This is a genomic window from Catonella sp. (genome assembly GCF_052173895.1).
Classification (GTDB): domain Bacteria; phylum Bacillota; class Clostridia; order Lachnospirales; family Lachnospiraceae; genus Catonella.
In genome coordinates this window covers 54,099-72,320 of the sequence record NZ_JBQMXS010000008.1, presented here as the reverse complement: position 1 = coordinate 72,320, position 18,222 = coordinate 54,099, and the positions used below count along the sequence as shown (strand labels likewise).

Below are 18,222 nucleotides of genomic sequence, written 5' to 3'. Positions count from 1 at the left end.
TCTCTTTTCTGCCTCCTTCGCTTATTTTAAACCTAGCCTTAATCTCACTTGTAACTGGAAAATCCTCCGTATTATAAGCATCGTCTTTTATAAAGAGCTCCATAAGTTTTGAAACTTTAGAATCCTCTTTTTTTACTGTAGTTACATATATTTCCGTAAGTCCATCGTCAATGATTTCACCGGTTTCACGTACTATCTTGTCTACATGGTAGACTGGAAAGCCACCCTTAAATATGTCAAATTTAGATATGAATATAATACAGACATCGGGTATATCTTTAAACTTAGTGCCGGGGTCAGTTATGTTTGTAGTTATAATAGCTCCGTTGTAGCGTACCCTTTTTAGATGGTCATCATCATTTTCTTTTTGGACTTCAATATTGATATGTCTTCCATCTCCGGATATGCACTTGGCATCAAGCACTACAGAACGCCCATGCAGGTTTGTACCTTCCCACTGAGCTCTTGATTCTGTTACTGTTAGTTTATCATCTTCTAAGATTACTCTTAGGATTTCTTCACAAAACTCTTTATGCTCAGCCATTTTTTTAAACATCACATCGTCAATAGGATTTAAAAGTCTTGAAAGTTCTCTGATTTTTCTTTTTGGCATTATAGTCCTTTCTTTCTTAAGAATCTGCCACAATGCCTTTAAGGACATTATAGCAGATATTTGAAAAATATAAAATAGAATTCTTGCTTTAGAAGTAACAAGATAAGGATATTATAATATATTTTGAATTTTCAGACAACGACAAAGTGCACAAAGTTTGGAAAGTTTAATGTACAGAATAGACAAAAATAAAATATTTATCAAACTTAGTCAAAAGGTAATACAGGCGAATACTTGTTCAAGTTTTTGCATATAGAAAAGCTCTAAAACCCTTATTATACAAGGTTTTAGAGCCTTTTTGATTGTTGCAAGTATCAAAAATGTGATTATAACTCAAAGTAAAGTCTAAGTTCTTTCTATTGATATTTTCTCTAAATCTAGATTTTATTCTTTTACTTCAGAAACAAATTCAGACTGGCTTTCTTCCACAGCATCAATTCTTTCTACATCTGTCTCCTTATTCTCTGAAACCTCTTCCTTCTTTTCATCCGGATCCGGAAGTCCTTTTATTTCTCTGTACATCTTAATAAATTCCTTACCGGTGATAGTTTCCTTTTCAATAAGGTATTCTGCTATCCTATCAAGTACTTCTCTATTCTCCTTGATTATGTTTACAGCTCTATCATAGAATTCTTTCATAAGCCTTGCAACTTCTTCATCTATCTTAGCTGCTGTTTCATCTGCACAGTTAAGCACAGCTCTTCCATCTAAGTATCGGTTCTCAACAGACTCAAGTCCTACCATTCCGAACTTATCTGACATTCCATACTGGGTAATCATAGAACGAAGAATCGCTGTTGCCCTTTCAATATCATTACTTGCACCGGTTGTAATAGAATTGAACACAACATCCTCCGCTGCCCTGCCTCCAAGAAACGTAACTATATCAGTTTCTAATTCTTCCTTACTCTGAAGAAATTTTTCTTCCTTAGGAAGTTGCATTGTATATCCTAAAGACCCCATCGTCCTAGGAACTATGGTTATCTTTTGAACAGGATCTGCATTCTTCATTGATGCTGTTATAAGAGCATGCCCTACCTCATGAAAAGCTACAATCCTCTTTTCTTCTTTACCAAGGATTCTGTCTTTCTTTTCCTTACCTGCTATAACTACCTCAACAGCCTCAAAAAGATCTGCTTGACTTACTGTCTTTCTTCCTGCCTTTACCGCCATTATGGCAGCCTCATTTATCATATTTGCAAGGTCTGAACCTACGGCTCCCGCTGTAGCCATAGCGATTGCATCTATATCCACAGTATCGTCCATAAGCACGTCTTTACTATGTACCTTAAGTATAGCAACCCTTCCCTTTAAGTCCGGTCTATCAACTATTACTCTTCTATCAAAACGCCCCGGACGAAGAAGCGCCTTATCAAGTACATCAGGACGGTTAGTTGCAGCCAGTATAACTACTCCCTTTGATTTTGAGTCAAAACCATCCATCTCAGCAAGCAACTGGTTTAAGGTCTGCTCCCTTTCATCATTTCCACCGCCATATTTTGAATCTCTACTCTTTCCTATAGCATCTATCTCATCTATGAAAATGATACAAGGTGCCATACTATGAGCCTGTTTAAATAAATCTCTTACCCTTGATGCGCCTACGCCTACAAACATTTCCACAAAGTCTGAACCCGATAGCGAAAAAAACGGTACATTCGCCTCTCCTGCAACTGCCTTTGCAAGCAAGGTCTTACCTGTGCCGGGAGGGCCTACAAGTAATGCTCCCTTAGGAAGTTTCGCTCCAATCTCTGCATATTTTTTAGGATTATGTAAAAAATCCACCATTTCACGCAGTGAATCCTTAGCCTCATCCTCACCTGCCACATCTGCAAAAGTAATTCCTGTCCGCTTTTCTACATAAACCTTCGCATTACTCTTACCAACTCCCATCATTCCGCCTGCACTTTTAGAAAATGAACGGTAAATGAGATACATAACTACCCAAATTCCTACAAGCGGAAGTATGTATACTGCAAAGAATTCAAGAATTCCCTGAGTTGCATCAGGAGAAGGAGAACGCACCTCAACATTCGCTTTTAAAAGCCTGCTTGCAAGATCATTATCTCCAATATACCCTGTATAGTACGTAGGTGTATATAAATCATTATTTGAGGAATTAGGAGTAATCTCTATCTTTCCCTGCTTAAGCAGTACAGACTTTACCTTACCTTCATCTATCATTTTAACAAATTCATTATAGCTTATTTCCCTATTTACCCCTTGTCTTATAAGGTTCATTCCATACATAAACAGCAGAAAAATTACTATAGTAGCAACTATAGTAATAATTCCGGCCTTTTTATTCATGCCTCCTCCGGAATTATTATCACCGGATCTATTATTTTTATTATCTTCCATTTAACTCCCTTTCTAAGATTTATTTACACAACTTCATTGTGTACAATTATATACATGCACAATCCAAATTGCAAGCTATACACAATTTTTTCACTATTTTCTATTCTTTTCGTAAATAATCCCAAGCCCCTTTATCAAAAGAGAGTCATCCACAACAATCTTCTTCTTACAATACGGAACTACAAGTTTCGCCAGCCCTCCTGTGGCAATTGTCAAAAGTTCTCTTCCCATCTCTTCTTCTACCCTGGTTATCATACCATCTAACATTGCAGCATTTCCATATATAGTTCCACTTTTCATGCTGTCTATTGTATTGCTTCCAATAATCTTTTTAGGTGCATCAAGGCTTATTCTTATAAGCTGTGAGGTTCCGCTTACAAGGGAGTTTAATGCTGTTACCACCCCTGGCATTATAGCCCCTCCTATAAACTGTCTTTTTTCATTTATATAGCTGAAAGTAGTAGCCGTTCCCATATCTATTATAATAAAAGGTGGTTCATACTCATCTACAGCTGCTACTGCACCTACTATGAGATCCGCCCCAAGCTGTGCCGGATTGTCTATAACTATATTGATTCCACTTTTTATTCCGGGGCCTACTATCATAGAGGACTTGCCACATACCTTCTTAACTGCATCTGCTATTGTGTCTGTTAGCTGCGGTACTACAGAAGAGATGATACAGCCTTCTACCTCAGTAGGAATTTTACCATAAAGTTCAAACAAATTTTTAAACATTATAGCATACTCAAGGCTTGTCTTACCCATATTGGTAGCAAGCCTCTCTTCAAATATCAACTTTTTCCCATCTAAACAGCCCAAAACTATGTTGCTGTTACCCATATCTACTGCAAATATCATAATTATCTCCAATATGTAAATTTAGGACAGGAACGCTCCTTCTCAGTACGAACCTGCCCTCTTATATTAATTTTCTTCTATAATGCTCTTAGCCTTGTCAGGATCAGCCGAAACTGAAAGGTAGATGTTATTTCCTTTTCTAATAACAAATGCCTTCTCAAGCCTCTTAAGTTCTTCCGGAACATAGTTCTTAAAGCTTGCCTTCTGAATCTCAACCCTTTCATTTAACAAGTTTTCTATATTTTTTGCACTATCTTCATCCATCGTTTCAAAGCAGGCAATCTCTTCTGCAGTGCCACCTGAGCTTGATATATAAACCTTTTTAGCCTTTACCTTGTCACTAGGAAGACCCGGATAAAGAATGTCAATTGTTTCTGCCTCCGGCTCTGCAAGTTTATCATCGTATTTAATCTCATCCTTGAGCCTGTCTGCCACCTTAGTTACATCCACAGCTGCTGCCTTACTGCTTGTTGTCGTGGTCTCAGTCATGCTTTTAGCTGAACTCTTTGTTTCACCTTTTCCACCACAGCCATATAATACTGCAGAAACTGTGAGTGTCAATAAAGAAAGCATTGCCATCATCTTAATTCTGTTTGTTTTTTTTCTCATTTCATCATCCTCACTCTTAATAATTCATATTTACTATATACGCAAGAATCCTCTTGCAATATTCCCTATCCATATGCACTCCGTCCGGAGTAACATTTTTTGGAAGAAAACCTTTTTTATTTGAAACAGCAGGTGATACATCAACATAGGTAACTCCAATCTCCTCTGCCATTTCTTTGATAACCTTATTAAACTTCTTTATGTTCTTCATATTAAATATCTTATCCGATTTAGACTTCTTTTCAGTAACAGGTAAAATTCCCTGAACTACTATTTCTGCATCCGGCTGTATTTCCTTTATAGCCTCTATAGTCTTCTTATATTCATCAGCAAAGATATTGGTATAAGGCCATCCTAGTTCATTTATTCCGTAACATATATATACTTTTCTATACTTTTTATCTTTAAGTGCCTCAATTACTGTAACAGTCTTACCTTTAGCATTTTTAACTACTTTTTCAGTACGTGCATTTTTTACATTCAAGCCTCTTCCTGCAAAGAAATCAGGATTCTTAAGCCCTGCATTTATCTGAAGTCCCTGTGTTCTAGAATCGCCCACAAAAACAGTGTCCTTATAATGCTCTTCCTCTGCACTTTTTTCGGCCGTCACGAGTTTTTTTATATCAACCTTTTTTGAATCATCAGTCTTTTTATCAACAGCTGCATTGTCCGGTTTAGTCTCTATCCCTCCCGTACTCGCACTTGCCGTCACTTTACTCTCTGTCTGCAAAGAAGAACCCTGTCCAACAACATTATTTCCCTGTAGGGTACTTCCATTATTTTCATCTGATTCCGGCTGAATTACTGAACTTGCAGCCTGTGTGTGCTTAAGTGACAGACTACTATCCGTAAAAAGCTTTATCACTCCATAAAGCCCCATTATACCTGCTGCCATTATTGTTACAACCACTAATGCAACCAGTACTCTTCCTTCTTTTTGGCGTCTTCTTCTATAAGAATTCCTACTATTTCTATATGGATTACTGCTCATCGCTACCCTCATTTCAAATACTGATACATTTATATAATTAACCTCAAATCTCCCAGCAAAACGAGTATAAATTTGCTAATATCAATTGTCAAGCATATTTATGCTAATTTTTCTATTTTAAGATTTTTGTAAAATATACTTAATTATTTTTGACAGATATTTGTAATCTTCGTTATCTGCATTTGCTAAAACACCTAAAACCGACTCTTTCTGATAACTCTGTACCTCTTTTAAAAAATTAGTCCCATCAAGGCTTATTCCATAACCGTCTGATACAATTTTATCTCTATACAAATTAACATCGTCAAGTACTTCGGATATTTTAAGAAAAGTTCCGTTTTTAACATACTCTTCAAATGTAGGTCTTTCAGCTATTACAACATTAATATCTCCTGTCGCAAACCTAGCTACCAGTCTTTGTGTGTTGGCAATTTCATTACCTATTCCTGTTTCTTTTAAAAAATATGTATCATCAATCCATATTTCCTGCTTGCCCTCCTCAAGTTCAAGGTATTTTCCTATTTCCTTAGTCAATTCTTCAACTTTTTCATTATTCCAATAATCATTTAGTACTGCTATAGAAACTACTACATCAGGCTTTGGCTTAAGCATGGAATAAACTAAGAAAACGATGACTGCAAGCAAAATTACAACTCCAATCAACTTATTCCTATAATAATCATTGAAATAAGCCCATTTTTGCTTTCTGCTCATCCTCTTCCATTTATCGCCTTCATCCTCATTATCATTATGCCTGTAGATATAGGCCTCTTCATCTAAAATACTCTCTTTTTTCATATTTTATTCTTCAATCAAATTAAATTTTTTGAGCATTGCTACCAACTTTTCCTGATTTATCGGCTTTCCTGCATAAGCAGTGCATCCATTTTCAAAAGCCTTTGTAACCTGTCTTGTTTCACTTAGAGCTGTGGTCATAACAATTTTTACTTTATTTTCTTCAGAAATATTATTTTCTTCTTCTATTTTTCTTATCATCTTAAGTGCCTGATGTCCATCCATTTCTGGCATCATTATATCTAAACATATAAGGTCATAAGGTTCATTCATTTCTAACGACATTGTAAACGCCTCTACAGCCTCTTTTCCATCCACCGTTATATCACACTCACCATATTTTTCAAAAAATCTAAGCATAAACTTCCTGCTGGCAAAATCATCTTCTGCAATAAGTACTCTCATATATACCTCCAAATTTCTAGTGTATCTTTTAAGATTTTATGCTATCATAATGGCAGAACGATGTCAAATAAGAAAGTGAGGATATATGGTTTCTGAGAAAATGAAAAATTTACTTACAGGCAGTTCCGTAATAAGGGCTATGTTTGAAGACGGAAAAAAATTGGCTAAAAAGTTTGGACAAGAAAATGTATATGATTTCAGCCTTGGCAACCCAAGTGCATATCCACCTGAGAAATTAAAAACCGTCATCAAATCCATTGTTAGTGATATACAGCCTGACTATCTGCATGGTTACATGAATAATTCCGGCTACGAAGAAGTCCGAGAGAAAATAGCACTCTCCTTAAATAAACGGTTTGACACCAATTTTTCATTTAACAATATAATAATGACTGTCGGTGCGGCAGGAGGACTCAATGTCGCATTTAAAACCATTTTAAATCCCGATGATGAAGTACTTACATTTTCACCTTACTTTGGAGAATATAGGCACTACGCAGACAATTTTTGTGCTGTACTTGTTCCTATAAAACCTAATATCAATGGAAGTTTTAAGCCCAATATAGAAGACTTACGCCAAGCAATCACTCCTAAAACCAAGGCATTAATTGTGAATACTCCAAACAATCCTACAGGTGTAGTATACTCTGAAAATGATATTAAGGCTATTGCCAATATTCTCACTGAAAAAAGCAAAGAAATCGGACATACCATCTTCCTCATTTCAGATGAGCCATACAGGGAACTTGTGTATGACTCTATTAAAGTCCCCTATCTTACCAAATATTATAATAATACCATTGTGTGTTATTCTTATAGTAAATCCCTTTCCCTTCCGGGCGAGCGTATAGGCTATCTTGTTCTTCCCAATGAGATTGAAGACTTTAGTAATATGGTTGCTGCAGCTAATACTGCTACAAGAATATTAGGTTTTGTAAATGCTCCTTCGCTTATGCAGTTAGCAATAGCAGAGTGCCTTACCGAAAGTGTTGATATAAGTATCTACGAAGATAACAGAAATAAACTAATAGATATTCTTGACAAGCTCGGTTTCTCCTATGTACACCCTGAAGGTGCATTTTACCTTTTTATGAAAACTCCGTATGATGATAGACTTTTTGCTGAAAATGCCAAAAAAGAAAGATTGCTCCTTGTACCAGGCTCTGCTTTTGGCTGTGCCGGTTATGTAAGAATAGCCTACTGTGTATCACCAAAAGTAATTGATAATGCTTATTCTTCCTTTGAAAGGCTTGCTAAAAATTACAAAGATTTATAAATATTTTATATAACTAAGTTTCAACCAAAATGAGCTTTCACCTTTTTCAGGCGAAAGCTCTGTTATATTTTCCATATACTATCATTCATCATTACCGACAAGCTCTCCAATTACGGAAATCATTGTTCCGAATATAATAACTATGTCTGCTAAATTAAAAATCACCTTCGGTAAGCCTTTTATCATAAAATAGTCCGTAACTCCATCTTTCTTAATCCTGTCATAGAGGTTTGAGGCTGCCGCCCCAACTATAAGCGCAAGTCCAAGTCTTTTAAGTTTTCTATGTTTTTTGCCAAGGGTTAAAAGATAAACATAAGCAGTCATACCAAATATCGCAGAAACCCATGAAAGTACCCACCTTGGCCTTTCTTCAAGATTATTCATAATAAGGCCTCTATTTATAGATTTTTTTATAGTAATTAAATCTCCAAAATACTGTTCGCCATCTTCTATCTTGCCTTTTTCAATCTGCCCTTTAATAAACTGGTCTGTTAAAAATGCTCCCACGCCTGAAAGTAATGATAACATAAGCACCTCCTGAAATTTAATTTCATTAATATTTATATGTTATTATACCACTATTTAATTACCACACTCAATACTAATTTCCGTAAATTTACCAAGAATATCATCTACTGTTATTTTCGCCTTTTCTTCTCCTGCCTTATCTATAACAACCTTACCCTGATGCATCATAATCAGTCTATTACCATATTCCACTGCATATCTTAGATTATGAGTTACCATAATCGCTGTCAACTCCTTTTCCTTGACTACCTTATCTGTAAGTTCCATTATGAGGTCTGCCGTCTTTGGGTCAAGAGCCGCTGTATGTTCATCTAAAATAAGAAATTCTATAGGAGTTAATGTGGACATAAGTAGGGTAAGTGCCTGCCTCTGTCCTCCGGATAAAGACTTTACCTTAGTATTTAACTTTTCTTCAAGCCCTAAACCAAGTCCTGCTAAAATTTCTTTATAATAGTTTATCCGTGCCTTGTTAATTCCAAACGAAAGTCCGAACTTCTTTCCCTTATTGTCTGCAAGTGAAAGATTTTCAAGTATGGTCATTTCAGGACAGGTACCAAGCGAAGGGTTCTGATACACACGCCCTATCCTCTTATTCCTCACAAATTCAGGAAGTCTTGCAATGCTCCGTCCATCTATACTAATATCTCCCTTATCCAGTGGAATACTTCCGCAAATAAGATTAAGCATGGAAGTTTTTCCCGAACCGTTACTTCCAATTACAGATACAAATTCTCCTTTTTTTATATTTAAATTAAAATCTTCAAAGAGGCACATTTCATTAATAGTGCCTGGATTGTAATATTTATAAATATTTTTAAGCTCTATCATTTTTTATGCCTCCTCTCCTCTTCTTAAGGTTGCCTGCTACAAGAATTAAAAATAAAAGCCCTGCTGTAATAAGTTTTAAATCTGATGCTGCAAGCCCCATAGAAATAGCAAGAGATACACAGGCCTTATAGATAATCGCACCTATTACTACAGCAGTAGTAGGCTTAATAAAACGAAAATGCCTTACTAAACTTATTCCTATAATTACATTTGCAAGCCCTATTACCACAGTTCCTGTACCGGTTGATATTTCAAAGAAACCGTTCATCTGGCAGTAAATACTTCCTGCAAGAGCTGCAAGCCCATTTGCTATGGCAAGCCCTAAAATCTTAATATTTCCCTTATCCTTTGCAAGACTAGTTACGAGTACCTCATTATCACCTACTGCCCTAAGCAAAAAACCTGACTTTGTTTTAAGGTAAAAATCAAGCAATAACTTTACAATTATAACTATTATTATAAGTATGATTAAATCGCTATAAGGTTTCATTCCTTCCGGAAATACCTTACCTAAGAAATCATTTTCAAATAAAGTCTGTTTACTAAAAAGAGGAACATTTGCCTTCCCTGCTATTCTAAGGTTTACAGAGTACAATGCCGTCATTACCACTATACCCGAAATAAGGTCACGAATTTTAAATTTTACATGGATTATTCCTGTAATAGCTCCAAAAATAACCCCTGCTGCTGTTGCAACAAGCATAGCCATAAAAACCGGCATCCCCATAAGTATCATGGCCACTGTTACTGCTGCCCCAAGTGGAAAAGTTCCATCAACCGAAAGATCCGGAAAATCGAGTATCTTATAGGTTATGTACACACCAAGCGAAAGAATTGCATATACAAGTCCCTCCGTAAGCACTCCTAAAATTATCTGCATTTCACCCTCCCAAACATCTTTTAGAATAATTCATACACATCTGTATTTTACCTTATTTACCAACTTCCTTATATCCTTCAGGCAGCATAAGCCCATAAGCCTTAGCCACTTCTTCATTTCCATATAAATCTGCCTCAGCAAAGCTCTCAAACTTCATTTCACCGGCCTTCGCCTCTCCCTTTAGTATCTTAGCTGCCATCTTGCCGGTAGCCTCTCCCACAAGTACATAATCAAGTCCCATACTGGCCACACAGCCTTTCTTTACCTGTTCTATCTCACTTCCAAATACAGGTTTTCCTGCCTTCTTAGCCTTATCAATAACTATATCAAGGCTGTTCACTACTGTATTATCTGTTATATTATTCAGGCAGTCAACCTTTGTTAAAATATTATCAGTTGCAAGTGGTACATCTGCCGGACTTGTTATAGCCTGCTCTACTATTTCAAAGCCAAACTCCTTTGCTGCCTCCTTATATTCTTTCACCGACATTTCTGAATTGACCTCACTTGTGCAATAAAGAATACCGATTTTCTTTGCATCAGGCATTATCTGTTTTATCATTTCAAGCTGTTTTTTTATAGGTAACTTATCACTTGTACCTGTAATATTGCCTACTGAGCTTCCATCTTCTTTTGCAAGCTCTGCTGCCACAGGATTTGTAATCGCAGTATAAATAACAGGGATGTCCGTGTCTTTAGCGGCACTGTAACTAATCTGAGCCATAGGAGTTGTTATTGCACAAATCAGATTTACTTTTTTGGCTACAAAATTATTAGCTATCTGAGCTGCCATTCCGCTGTCTGCACTCGCATTTTCATAGATAATCTCAAGGTTCTGTCCTTCTTTAAATCCCTCCTCTGCAAGTCCTTTTATAAAACCCTCCCTACAATTATCAAGTGAACCATGCTCTGCAAACTGTCCTATCGCCACTGTTACCTTATCTGCTGAGGCAGTGTTGCCCGATTGCTGCCCAGCCGTTTTGGACGCAGTGTTTTCTCCACAAGCTGTAAGTGTTGATGCCATTAAGGTCATTGCAAGTCCTAAAGCTACAATTTTGTTCATTTTTTTCATATCCATGCTCCCCTTTTTTTATATTTATAAAAAGTGTGTACCTGCACACACTTCATACACAAGTCGTGCCATAAGGTAAATCCGCCGCCGAAATTTCTGCATTCCACAAAGAAATTTCCCGTTTATACAAAAAGCCCCAAGCAGAAGTCTCCTTCCACTTGGGGCGAATATTATCCGCGTTGCCACCCAATTTAATGCATTATACATCATCTTACCCCCATGCCATCACACAGGTAATGAATATAACGGTCATCACTCCGTCTTACCCTACTTTATTCGGACAAGCCCTCAGAAGTCCATTCAATAAGTCTTCTCATGCTGATTTCCACCATCACAGCTCTCTGTTATGAGTCCCTCTTACCTACTACTCTTCCTCACAGGTTTGATTTTTGATATAATAACTCATTGATGAGGAGATGTCAAGAGGGAAAATTATGAACTTTAGCCCAAATTACCTCTCTTTTTGAAATCTTCCGCAATTTCCTTTTCCCATCCGCTATCTGACAGGCAGGCTTCAACATCCTTTGCTTCTCTTGCCAACATCACAGAGCATACCGCCTTAGATACCCCATTATACACATTAGCTGTTCCTCTTTCATCACATACATAGTTTACCGCCCTATCTTTCCTAATTCCAAATTTCTGTGCTTCTGCATATGCATCAATGTTAGCTCCTACGAAAATAAATTCCCATCCATATTTTTTCTGCTGCTGTTTAACTAACTTCTGCACTTCACAATATGAATAGTTTCTGCTTGCGTTTTCCATTTCATCTATCGTAATAACAAATTTCCTTTGGAAATCCATAGCTACCTTGCCTATATTTTTATCTTTATCTTCATTTTGAGTATTTATCTAGCATTTCTATCTTTTTTACTGATTAATTCAACACTTTAGTTTTAACATTATAAAGATAATCAGCCACCAAAACGCTAATTTATATCTTAAAACTAAATACATTGGAAATTTCATCTATTCCAAATGTCTTAACCCCCATCCTGTACATAGCCTTGGCATGGATTCTATCATGCCAAAGAAATCTTCTAAGCACCTTAGGCAATGACCACTGTTCACCATAACTTCCCTCAATAACATTTACTGCAAGAAAATTTCTGTTTTTTTCCAATATGTCAAATCCTCGTATTCGATTCTCCAAAATTGTTCCATCATTACCTACCACAACTCCAATTTCTCCCCAATAGTATGAGTTTACATTTTTAGTGTGCTGATATATTTCCTCCGCTGTACGAGGCATCTTACCATAGAAAGTATCTCTGCTTGGCAAACAAGACTTGTTTTTATTAGGGAATAGACTATACATCATATAAAAGTCTGTTGCTGACTTTAGTACAAGTGCTTTTAACCTGTTATATTCATCATTTTTTAATTCAATTCGTTCTGAATCAAAAATAACATCACTATCAGCATCCCGTATATTTAGATTAGATAGTTTTTCTTGTGTGACTGCTATTTCTAATGGTAGAATAATAGAATGTCCTGCCCATTCACAGTATGAAATAATCTCACTATCCATTTTTTTCGTAGCTTCATCCAGTGATTCCCCTCTGGTAAACGCACCAATAAAATTACCGGAATAAAGTAAACTATCATTTCCGTTATGTTCCCATATGCATTCTATTTTCAAGAGTTCTACCTCCATAACTTCAATTTTATAACCCACTACCTCCACAAGGAATTTACGCCAATAAATCTAAACATATTCTTTCAACAATATCGTCTGCATAATCAATCTTCCCTATACACCCATTTTAAATGCAATATAAATTATAATACTATATTTTATAACAATCAATTTTTAAAAAACTGACTAGACCTCCAAATATTTCATTACATACATGGTTTCTAGTTTACCTATTCCGACAGGCAGGGATTTGCTACACTAAATGATACACAGTATAAGTTGACTGTCTGATTGTCATAGCCTACTTGTAGAAAATAAATCATGTCATCATAAAATAAAGGTATTTTATAAACAGCATCTCTCTTTTCCTCAAAAGGGACATATACTTTGTTCTCATAGGTCATCCCCTTAACTTCTCATTTATCTATCCCTACAAATCGGAAGATACCTTTACAAGCGATATACAATCAATCCGTCGATAATACCACACTTTTGAAACCCATATTTTTCAGCTATCCGAATACTACTTTTTTGTTCAGGTACACATTCAATCACTATATGCTTACCTGAGTTTCCAGCTTTTGCTATCATACCGGATGTCAAATATGATGCAATCCCTAGCCCCCAAAAGGATGGTTCTAAAACCCATCCAATCTCGACGCTCTCTGAATCATAATCATGGTAAATCACATATCCGATAAAGTCGTTATCTTTTTCAACTGCATATATCAATGGTGTCTCAGAAAGACCGGATTGAAAGAGAAATTGCTCGGTCTGCTCTTTTGTGTATGGTGCTTCGAGATATTGCATTACTTTCGAATTCGACAAAAGTTTGTAAAGCGATTCCAAATCACCGACTGTCATTTTTCTAATTTTTATATTCATTCATACTCCATAACTTCTAGTTTATCATTATCGATTTTCCACAAAAGCCTCCCACCAAAATGATGGATTTCATGCACATTATCTGGTATATTTTTCATAAATTCAATCAATACCCAAATCTTCCTCAAAATATTGGAGAGTTGAATACTGTACAAGTCTCTGATTTACAGGTTTACTCAAATCCTGCTTTGCTTCTTTATATTTTTTAATGTACTTTTGCATTTTACACTTAATCTTATAATCTTTTCCTCGCAAAGCATCAAACTCTTTCTGTCTTAAATATGGTTCTATGTTCATATCAATATAGCTTTCCCTTTTAATTACCACCGCCTTTGAAAAATCAACTCCGCAATGATTAGCTTTATCAGTCCACAAAACATGGGGATGGTTTATATCAGACCTCAAAGGGATAGCAAATTGAACACCATCTATCTCAACACAAGCCTGAATATATGTTCTATTTGCTTTTGCTCCATTTCTGGATACTCAGTTGCAGTATATATACTATAAAATTCATTTGATAAAAATACAAACCTCTTCTTAGCCATCTTTTCTCCTATGATAAAAACAACCCCTGTAAACAGGAGTTGTCTTCTCGGTGAGCTTTTCTTTTATTTTACTTGGTCACACTCTATGACCAAATCTTCTATTGAGTTTTCTTTATACTCACACTCTATGAGTTTTATCTGATAACAAAATAGCATATAAACTATATTATGTCAAGCCGGAAGTTTGACACTTCCCTTTACCATTTATAGAGACTGCTCAAAGACCTTATGTTTTATCAACACACAACATTCTCACTCTTGTATCTTGTACTCACTTCCTCTTCATGCTAAAATTAACTTATATTTTCTCATAAAGGAGTTAACATGAAAAAAACTAATTTTATCATAACATTAACTGTATTTTTAATAATGCTTATATTTTATATAAGTCCTGTTTTGGCAGCTACCCCTAAGCTTAATAAAACTGCTGTAACATTACATATTGAACAAAACTATAAGTTAAATATTAAAGGACTTAATAAAAATTTAACTGCTAAATGGTCTGTTAAAAATGTTAAAATCGCCTCAATATCGGACAACGGTACAATTAAAGGACAGGCAGCAGGTAAAACAATAGGATATGCAAAAATTTACAACAAAAACAAACTTAAATATACCCTCAAAGTAAATATAGCAGTAGACAATAAGGGTTATGCTACCAATCAAGCCGAATTTTCAAGACTGCTTAAAAATACAAAGATAAATGATATTATTGTAAATGGAAAAACTAATTTCACTGTTGTTAAGGGTAGTTTCGGCAAAAACATTGAGGCAAATGGAAAAGACTTATCCCTCACAATAAGAGCTGGAAGTTCACTTAATTCAATTACACTGTCAAATACGCAAAATTCCAAAATTAAAATTTTAGGACAGCTTTCCTATCTATACACAAAAATGGACGGCGCTAAAATCACTCTTAAATCATCAGGAAAAAATGCCCTTGTAAATGCAATACATTTAACTAATTCAGTTTCACTTGATTTCGAATCTAACAGCAACAAGGCACATTGTGATATCTTTGTACTTGCAAAATCTGATATTAAGATAAGTGGAAAAAATAATAAGACAGACAAAATCTCAATTGATACAAATGCAGAGGAAACCAACATAATCGCTTATAAGAACATTGAACTTTTTACAGACGCCAGAACTACCCTTGTAGTAAATGAAGGGGCAAAGAAATCTAAAATTACAACCCTTAACTACAAAACTCCTATCACCATAACCAATAATACCGATACTGATATTATTGTAACTACTCCATCTGTAGAAAAAAAGGTAGAGCCAAGCTCTACCCATACTGTGACAGGAAAAAACTAGATTTCATCCTCTTTTAATCCCATTTTTATTTAATAAATATCCCATAACCGAACCTACAACACCACCAAGTACATGGGAGAGATTGGAAATATTATCCTGAACCATAATTCCCTCATATACCTGCTGTCCTATGAAAATGATAGCGACCAAGATAAAGGTAAGGGGGATTTCTTTATCCCTAAAACCTGTAAAGGAACTAAGTAAAATAAAGGTAAACACAACTCCACTTGCTCCACACAGGGCAACCTGAGGAAAAAACACATAATTTACAATTCCTGTTATGAGGGCAGTAATAATTAAAGAATGAATAAGTAACTTACTTCCATATTTCTCTTCAAGTAATGGACCTAAAAGCAATATGTAGGTTATATTCCCCATAAAGTGGTCTAGTCCACTATGCCCAAAAATATGTGTGAAAAATCTGAGATAAGTTAGAGGGTTGGTAAGCGAAGAATGATATGTCATAAACAACAGTTTATTGGTCATCCCCTTTGTAAATATACTTAATAAAAGTGCAATTAGGCAAATAGCCGAAAATCCAAGTACAACAGGTGAATTAATCGAAATCTTAAAACCCTTTTTCATTTTATTCTACTCCCTTTTAATTCATTCACTTTTTTAAGCTGATTGACAAGCTATCAAGTAATTCTTAGCTACAATTATACCAGAATAATTAATTTATATATAAAACTTCACGCTCTTTACTTCTTATGCAAATCCTTTATAATATATCTAAAAACTTCAGGAGGCTATTATGAAACATAAAAAAATTTCTCCTTTCACCATAAAAATCATTGCAGGAATTATAGTGCTTTTATTTGCAGGCTATATGCATTATTCTGATAAAAATAATGAGTATGCCGCTTTCATAGGAATAGGAGGCATACTCATATTAAATGCTTATGCTATGAATAATAATAAGAATAATAAGAAAAAATAATATTTTTAAATCAAGTCCAGTACCTGACTTATATCCTTTTTGCCAAAATTAGGCTTACCATCATCAATTACCATACATGGTACACTCATAATCTGATATTTATCACGAAGAGCAGGGAAGTGATTTAAGTCATACACCTCAGCAGTTACCTTTGGATTTAAGGATGCTATCCTCTGAGCTGCAACTACAAGGTCAGGACACATTGTACAAGTAAGGGAAACCATAATCTTTATCTTGGTTTCCTTGTCTACTGCAAGCACTCTATTTTTAATATCATCCTCTATCTGCTGCCCCGGCCCTGCCACATTATAAAGTCCTAATATAAATGAAGTAAACTCATGACCTCCCGGTATTCCATGGAAAGCAAGACCTGAATAACTGCCATCTTCCTTGCACACTTTTACATAAGGCAGTTCAGCCTGTGCTACATCTTCTTCATACTTAATACTTAATTTATCTGTAAGTTTAACAAGCTCTTCTATATAATGTTTAAGCTCATTTGAAGAGTCCCTGCTGTCAAGCCCAAGGCTTAATACCAGCTTATTCTCCATCCTGCCAAATACTGTATTTAACTGTGCAAGCATATCACTTGTAAAAAGAGCATTTCCACCGTCTTTATCAGCTGACTCCTTCTTTACAGGAGGTTTCTCATAGTTATTTGCATTCCCCTCTCTAACCGGTCTTTCAGGTACAACGCCTGTCTTCTTATGCATTTTAACTACATATTTCTCAAGTTCTGTAGCTGCAAGTGCACCATCACCTACTGCCGTAACTACCTGTCTTAAAGGCTTGATACACACATCTCCTGCTGCAAAAAGTCCCTCCTTAGTAGTCATCTGCGACTTATCTGTAATAATATAACCTCTTTCATCTAAGTCTGCAATTCCTTCAACAAGGCTTGTTTCAGGAGCATATCCTGCAAATACGAACACTCCAAATGTATCATCCTCTACTGTATGTGTGGTTTCTTCACCGGTAATTCTATCCTTCCAAGTAATACTTCTAAGCACTCCGTCACCTGTGACTCTTACAACCTCTTTATTGTAATATACGGTAATATTCTTGTTAGCCTTTGTTTCATCAGCCGTAGCCTTCGCACAGGTAAAGTCCTCTTCCCTTACAAGTATTGTTACATGCTTTCCATATTTTGTAAGGAATACACTCTCTTCAGCAGCTGCAAAACCACCACCTATTACAAAAATATCTTTTCCTGTAAAAAATTCTCCGTCACAGGTAGCACAATAAGCCACACCATGTCCTTTATATTCCGATTCACCTTCAAAACCTATCATTCTAGGATGTGCTCCGGTAGCAAGGAGTACACCAAGACACTGTATCTTACCCTTGGTAGTTTCTATTTCTTTAATATCGTTATCCATATTAATAGAAGTAACTTCTGCCAGTTTAAATTCAGCTCCAAAGTTCTGAGCCTGAATTCTCATCTTCTCAGTGAGTGTATGTCCATCTGTAAGCTCAATTCCAGGATAGTTCACTACCTCAGAAGTAATGGTAATCTGTCCACCAAATTTTTCTTTTTCTAGCACTATAACCCTATAACAAGCTCTTGCAAGGTAGATAGCTGCTGTAAGTCCTGCCGGCCCTCCACCAATTATTGCTACATCATATAAATTTTTATTGTCCATTATTTCTCCTCCCAAGTATATTAGG

At 35.8% G+C, this 18,222-nt stretch carries 20 protein-coding genes and 1 other annotated feature; of the genes, 3 read left to right on the top strand and 17 right to left on the bottom strand.

Annotated features, from left to right (window positions below; genetic code table 11):
• The 7 genes from ACTTG8_RS03370 to ACTTG8_RS03340 form a co-directional block, all read right to left on the bottom strand.
• Window positions 1–661 (bottom strand): PD-(D/E)XK nuclease family transposase (locus ACTTG8_RS03370; protein WP_442560710.1); only part of this gene is annotated, 661 nt, incomplete at its 3' end.
• Window positions 662–997: 336 nt separating this feature from the next.
• Window positions 998–2,974, bottom strand: coding sequence for an ATP-dependent zinc metalloprotease FtsH (gene ftsH / locus ACTTG8_RS03365; protein WP_442560709.1), 1,977 nt, complete (start codon window positions 2,972–2,974; stop codon window positions 998–1,000).
• A gap of 93 nt (window positions 2,975–3,067) precedes the next feature.
• Complete coding sequence (locus ACTTG8_RS03360) at window positions 3,068–3,835, bottom strand: type III pantothenate kinase (RefSeq protein ID WP_442560708.1); 768 nt, start codon at window positions 3,833–3,835, stop codon at window positions 3,068–3,070.
• Between the two features lie 66 nt (window positions 3,836–3,901).
• A complete protein-coding gene (locus ACTTG8_RS03355; RefSeq protein ID WP_442560707.1) occupies window positions 3,902–4,444 on the bottom strand; it encodes a DUF4358 domain-containing protein in 543 nt (180 codons plus the stop codon).
• Window positions 4,445–4,460: 16 nt separating this feature from the next.
• Window positions 4,461–5,435 carry a GDSL-type esterase/lipase family protein gene (locus ACTTG8_RS03350; RefSeq protein ID WP_442560706.1) on the bottom strand — a complete coding sequence of 325 codons (975 nt, stop codon included), beginning with the start codon at window positions 5,433–5,435 and terminating at the stop codon, window positions 4,461–4,463.
• 117 nt (window positions 5,436–5,552) lie between these two features.
• Entirely contained in the window at window positions 5,553–6,233 is a 681-nt protein-coding gene (locus ACTTG8_RS03345) for a hypothetical protein (RefSeq protein WP_442560705.1), read from the bottom strand.
• A gap of 3 nt (window positions 6,234–6,236) precedes the next feature.
• Window positions 6,237–6,635, bottom strand: a complete 399-nt coding sequence (locus ACTTG8_RS03340; RefSeq protein WP_442560704.1) for a response regulator — start codon at window positions 6,633–6,635, stop codon at window positions 6,237–6,239.
• A gap of 85 nt (window positions 6,636–6,720) precedes the next feature.
• Between ACTTG8_RS03340 and ACTTG8_RS03335 the strand changes: the two genes are divergently transcribed.
• Entirely contained in the window at window positions 6,721–7,911 is a 1,191-nt protein-coding gene (locus tag ACTTG8_RS03335) for a pyridoxal phosphate-dependent aminotransferase (RefSeq protein WP_442560703.1), read from the top strand.
• 81 nt (window positions 7,912–7,992) lie between these two features.
• On the opposite strand, the gene ACTTG8_RS03330 is transcribed toward ACTTG8_RS03335, so the two are convergent.
• From ACTTG8_RS03330 to tenpIN, 8 genes are all read right to left on the bottom strand, one after another.
• Window positions 7,993–8,439, bottom strand: coding sequence for a signal peptidase II (locus ACTTG8_RS03330; protein ID WP_442560702.1), 447 nt, complete (start codon window positions 8,437–8,439; stop codon window positions 7,993–7,995).
• 54 nt (window positions 8,440–8,493) lie between these two features.
• Window positions 8,494–9,267, bottom strand: a complete 774-nt coding sequence (locus ACTTG8_RS03325; protein ID WP_442560701.1) for an ABC transporter ATP-binding protein — start codon at window positions 9,265–9,267, stop codon at window positions 8,494–8,496.
• Complete coding sequence (locus ACTTG8_RS03320) at window positions 9,254–10,147, bottom strand: ABC transporter permease (protein ID WP_442560700.1); 894 nt, start codon at window positions 10,145–10,147, stop codon at window positions 9,254–9,256. Before ACTTG8_RS03320 ends, ACTTG8_RS03325 begins: the two co-directional genes overlap by 14 nt.
• Window positions 10,148–10,199: 52 nt before the next feature.
• A complete protein-coding gene (locus ACTTG8_RS03315) occupies window positions 10,200–11,210 on the bottom strand; it encodes an ABC transporter substrate-binding protein (RefSeq protein WP_442560713.1) in 1,011 nt (336 codons plus the stop codon).
• 165 nt (window positions 11,211–11,375) lie between these two features.
• Window positions 11,376–11,606, bottom strand: a binding site (T-box leader).
• Window positions 11,607–11,660: 54 nt separating this feature from the next.
• Window positions 11,661–12,026 carry a hypothetical protein gene (locus ACTTG8_RS03310; RefSeq protein WP_442560699.1) on the bottom strand — a complete coding sequence of 122 codons (366 nt, stop codon included), beginning with the start codon at window positions 12,024–12,026 and terminating at the stop codon, window positions 11,661–11,663.
• A gap of 130 nt (window positions 12,027–12,156) precedes the next feature.
• Window positions 12,157–12,900 (bottom strand): hypothetical protein, encoded by a 744-nt coding sequence (locus ACTTG8_RS03305; RefSeq protein ID WP_442560698.1) that lies wholly within the window; start codon window positions 12,898–12,900, stop codon window positions 12,157–12,159.
• Window positions 12,901–13,311: 411 nt separating this feature from the next.
• Window positions 13,312–13,746, bottom strand: coding sequence for a GNAT family N-acetyltransferase (locus ACTTG8_RS03300; protein WP_442560697.1), 435 nt, complete (start codon window positions 13,744–13,746; stop codon window positions 13,312–13,314).
• Between the two features lie 102 nt (window positions 13,747–13,848).
• Entirely contained in the window at window positions 13,849–14,157 is a 309-nt protein-coding gene (gene tenpIN / locus ACTTG8_RS03295) for a type III toxin-antitoxin system TenpIN family toxin (RefSeq protein WP_442560712.1), read from the bottom strand.
• Between the two features lie 461 nt (window positions 14,158–14,618).
• On the opposite strand from tenpIN, the gene ACTTG8_RS03290 reads away from it, so the two are divergent.
• Window positions 14,619–15,614, top strand: coding sequence for a hypothetical protein (locus ACTTG8_RS03290; protein ID WP_442560696.1), 996 nt, complete (start codon window positions 14,619–14,621; stop codon window positions 15,612–15,614).
• A 3-nt stretch (window positions 15,615–15,617) separates the two neighbouring features.
• Here ACTTG8_RS03290 and ACTTG8_RS03285 read toward each other — a convergent pair whose 3' ends face one another.
• Entirely contained in the window at window positions 15,618–16,199 is a 582-nt protein-coding gene (locus tag ACTTG8_RS03285; protein WP_442560695.1) for a rhomboid family intramembrane serine protease, read from the bottom strand.
• A gap of 169 nt (window positions 16,200–16,368) precedes the next feature.
• Here ACTTG8_RS03285 and ACTTG8_RS03280 point away from each other — a divergent pair, with 169 nt between their 5' ends.
• The gene (locus tag ACTTG8_RS03280; RefSeq protein ID WP_442560694.1) at window positions 16,369–16,554 is read left to right on the top strand and encodes a hypothetical protein; all 186 of its coding nucleotides are present in this window, start codon (window positions 16,369–16,371) and stop codon (window positions 16,552–16,554) included.
• 5 nt (window positions 16,555–16,559) lie between these two features.
• Here ACTTG8_RS03280 and ACTTG8_RS03275 read toward each other — a convergent pair whose 3' ends face one another.
• Complete coding sequence (locus ACTTG8_RS03275) at window positions 16,560–18,197, bottom strand: FAD-dependent oxidoreductase (protein ID WP_442560693.1); 1,638 nt, start codon at window positions 18,195–18,197, stop codon at window positions 16,560–16,562.
• Window positions 18,198–18,222 lie beyond the last annotated feature (25 nt).

Excerpts from the sequence above, each read along its gene's own strand:
- ftsH (WP_442560709.1), bottom strand. The coding sequence starts at position 2,974 with ATGGAAGATAATAAAAATAATAGATCCGGTGATAATAATTCCGGAGGA.
- ACTTG8_RS03360 (WP_442560708.1), bottom strand. The coding sequence starts at position 3,835 with ATGATATTTGCAGTAGATATGGGTAACAGCAACATAGTTTTGGGCTGT.
- ACTTG8_RS03355 (WP_442560707.1), bottom strand. The coding sequence starts at position 4,444 with ATGAGAAAAAAAACAAACAGAATTAAGATGATGGCAATGCTTTCTTTA.
- ACTTG8_RS03350 (WP_442560706.1), bottom strand. The coding sequence starts at position 5,435 with ATGAGCAGTAATCCATATAGAAATAGTAGGAATTCTTATAGAAGAAGA.
- ACTTG8_RS03345 (WP_442560705.1), bottom strand. The coding sequence starts at position 6,233 with ATGAAAAAAGAGAGTATTTTAGATGAAGAGGCCTATATCTACAGGCAT.
- ACTTG8_RS03340 (WP_442560704.1), bottom strand. The coding sequence starts at position 6,635 with ATGAGAGTACTTATTGCAGAAGATGATTTTGCCAGCAGGAAGTTTATG.
- ACTTG8_RS03335 (WP_442560703.1), top strand. The coding sequence starts at position 6,721 with ATGGTTTCTGAGAAAATGAAAAATTTACTTACAGGCAGTTCCGTAATA.
- ACTTG8_RS03330 (WP_442560702.1), bottom strand. The coding sequence starts at position 8,439 with ATGTTATCATTACTTTCAGGCGTGGGAGCATTTTTAACAGACCAGTTT.
- ACTTG8_RS03325 (WP_442560701.1), bottom strand. The coding sequence starts at position 9,267 with ATGATAGAGCTTAAAAATATTTATAAATATTACAATCCAGGCACTATT.
- ACTTG8_RS03320 (WP_442560700.1), bottom strand. The coding sequence starts at position 10,147 with ATGCAGATAATTTTAGGAGTGCTTACGGAGGGACTTGTATATGCAATT.
- ACTTG8_RS03315 (WP_442560713.1), bottom strand. The coding sequence starts at position 11,210 with ATGAACAAAATTGTAGCTTTAGGACTTGCAATGACCTTAATGGCATCA.
- ACTTG8_RS03310 (WP_442560699.1), bottom strand. The coding sequence starts at position 12,026 with ATGGATTTCCAAAGGAAATTTGTTATTACGATAGATGAAATGGAAAAC.
- ACTTG8_RS03300 (WP_442560697.1), bottom strand. The coding sequence starts at position 13,746 with ATGAATATAAAAATTAGAAAAATGACAGTCGGTGATTTGGAATCGCTT.
- ACTTG8_RS03290 (WP_442560696.1), top strand. The coding sequence starts at position 14,619 with ATGAAAAAAACTAATTTTATCATAACATTAACTGTATTTTTAATAATG.
- ACTTG8_RS03285 (WP_442560695.1), bottom strand. The coding sequence starts at position 16,199 with ATGAAAAAGGGTTTTAAGATTTCGATTAATTCACCTGTTGTACTTGGA.
- ACTTG8_RS03280 (WP_442560694.1), top strand. The coding sequence starts at position 16,369 with ATGAAACATAAAAAAATTTCTCCTTTCACCATAAAAATCATTGCAGGA.
- ACTTG8_RS03275 (WP_442560693.1), bottom strand. The coding sequence starts at position 18,197 with ATGGACAATAAAAATTTATATGATGTAGCAATAATTGGTGGAGGGCCG.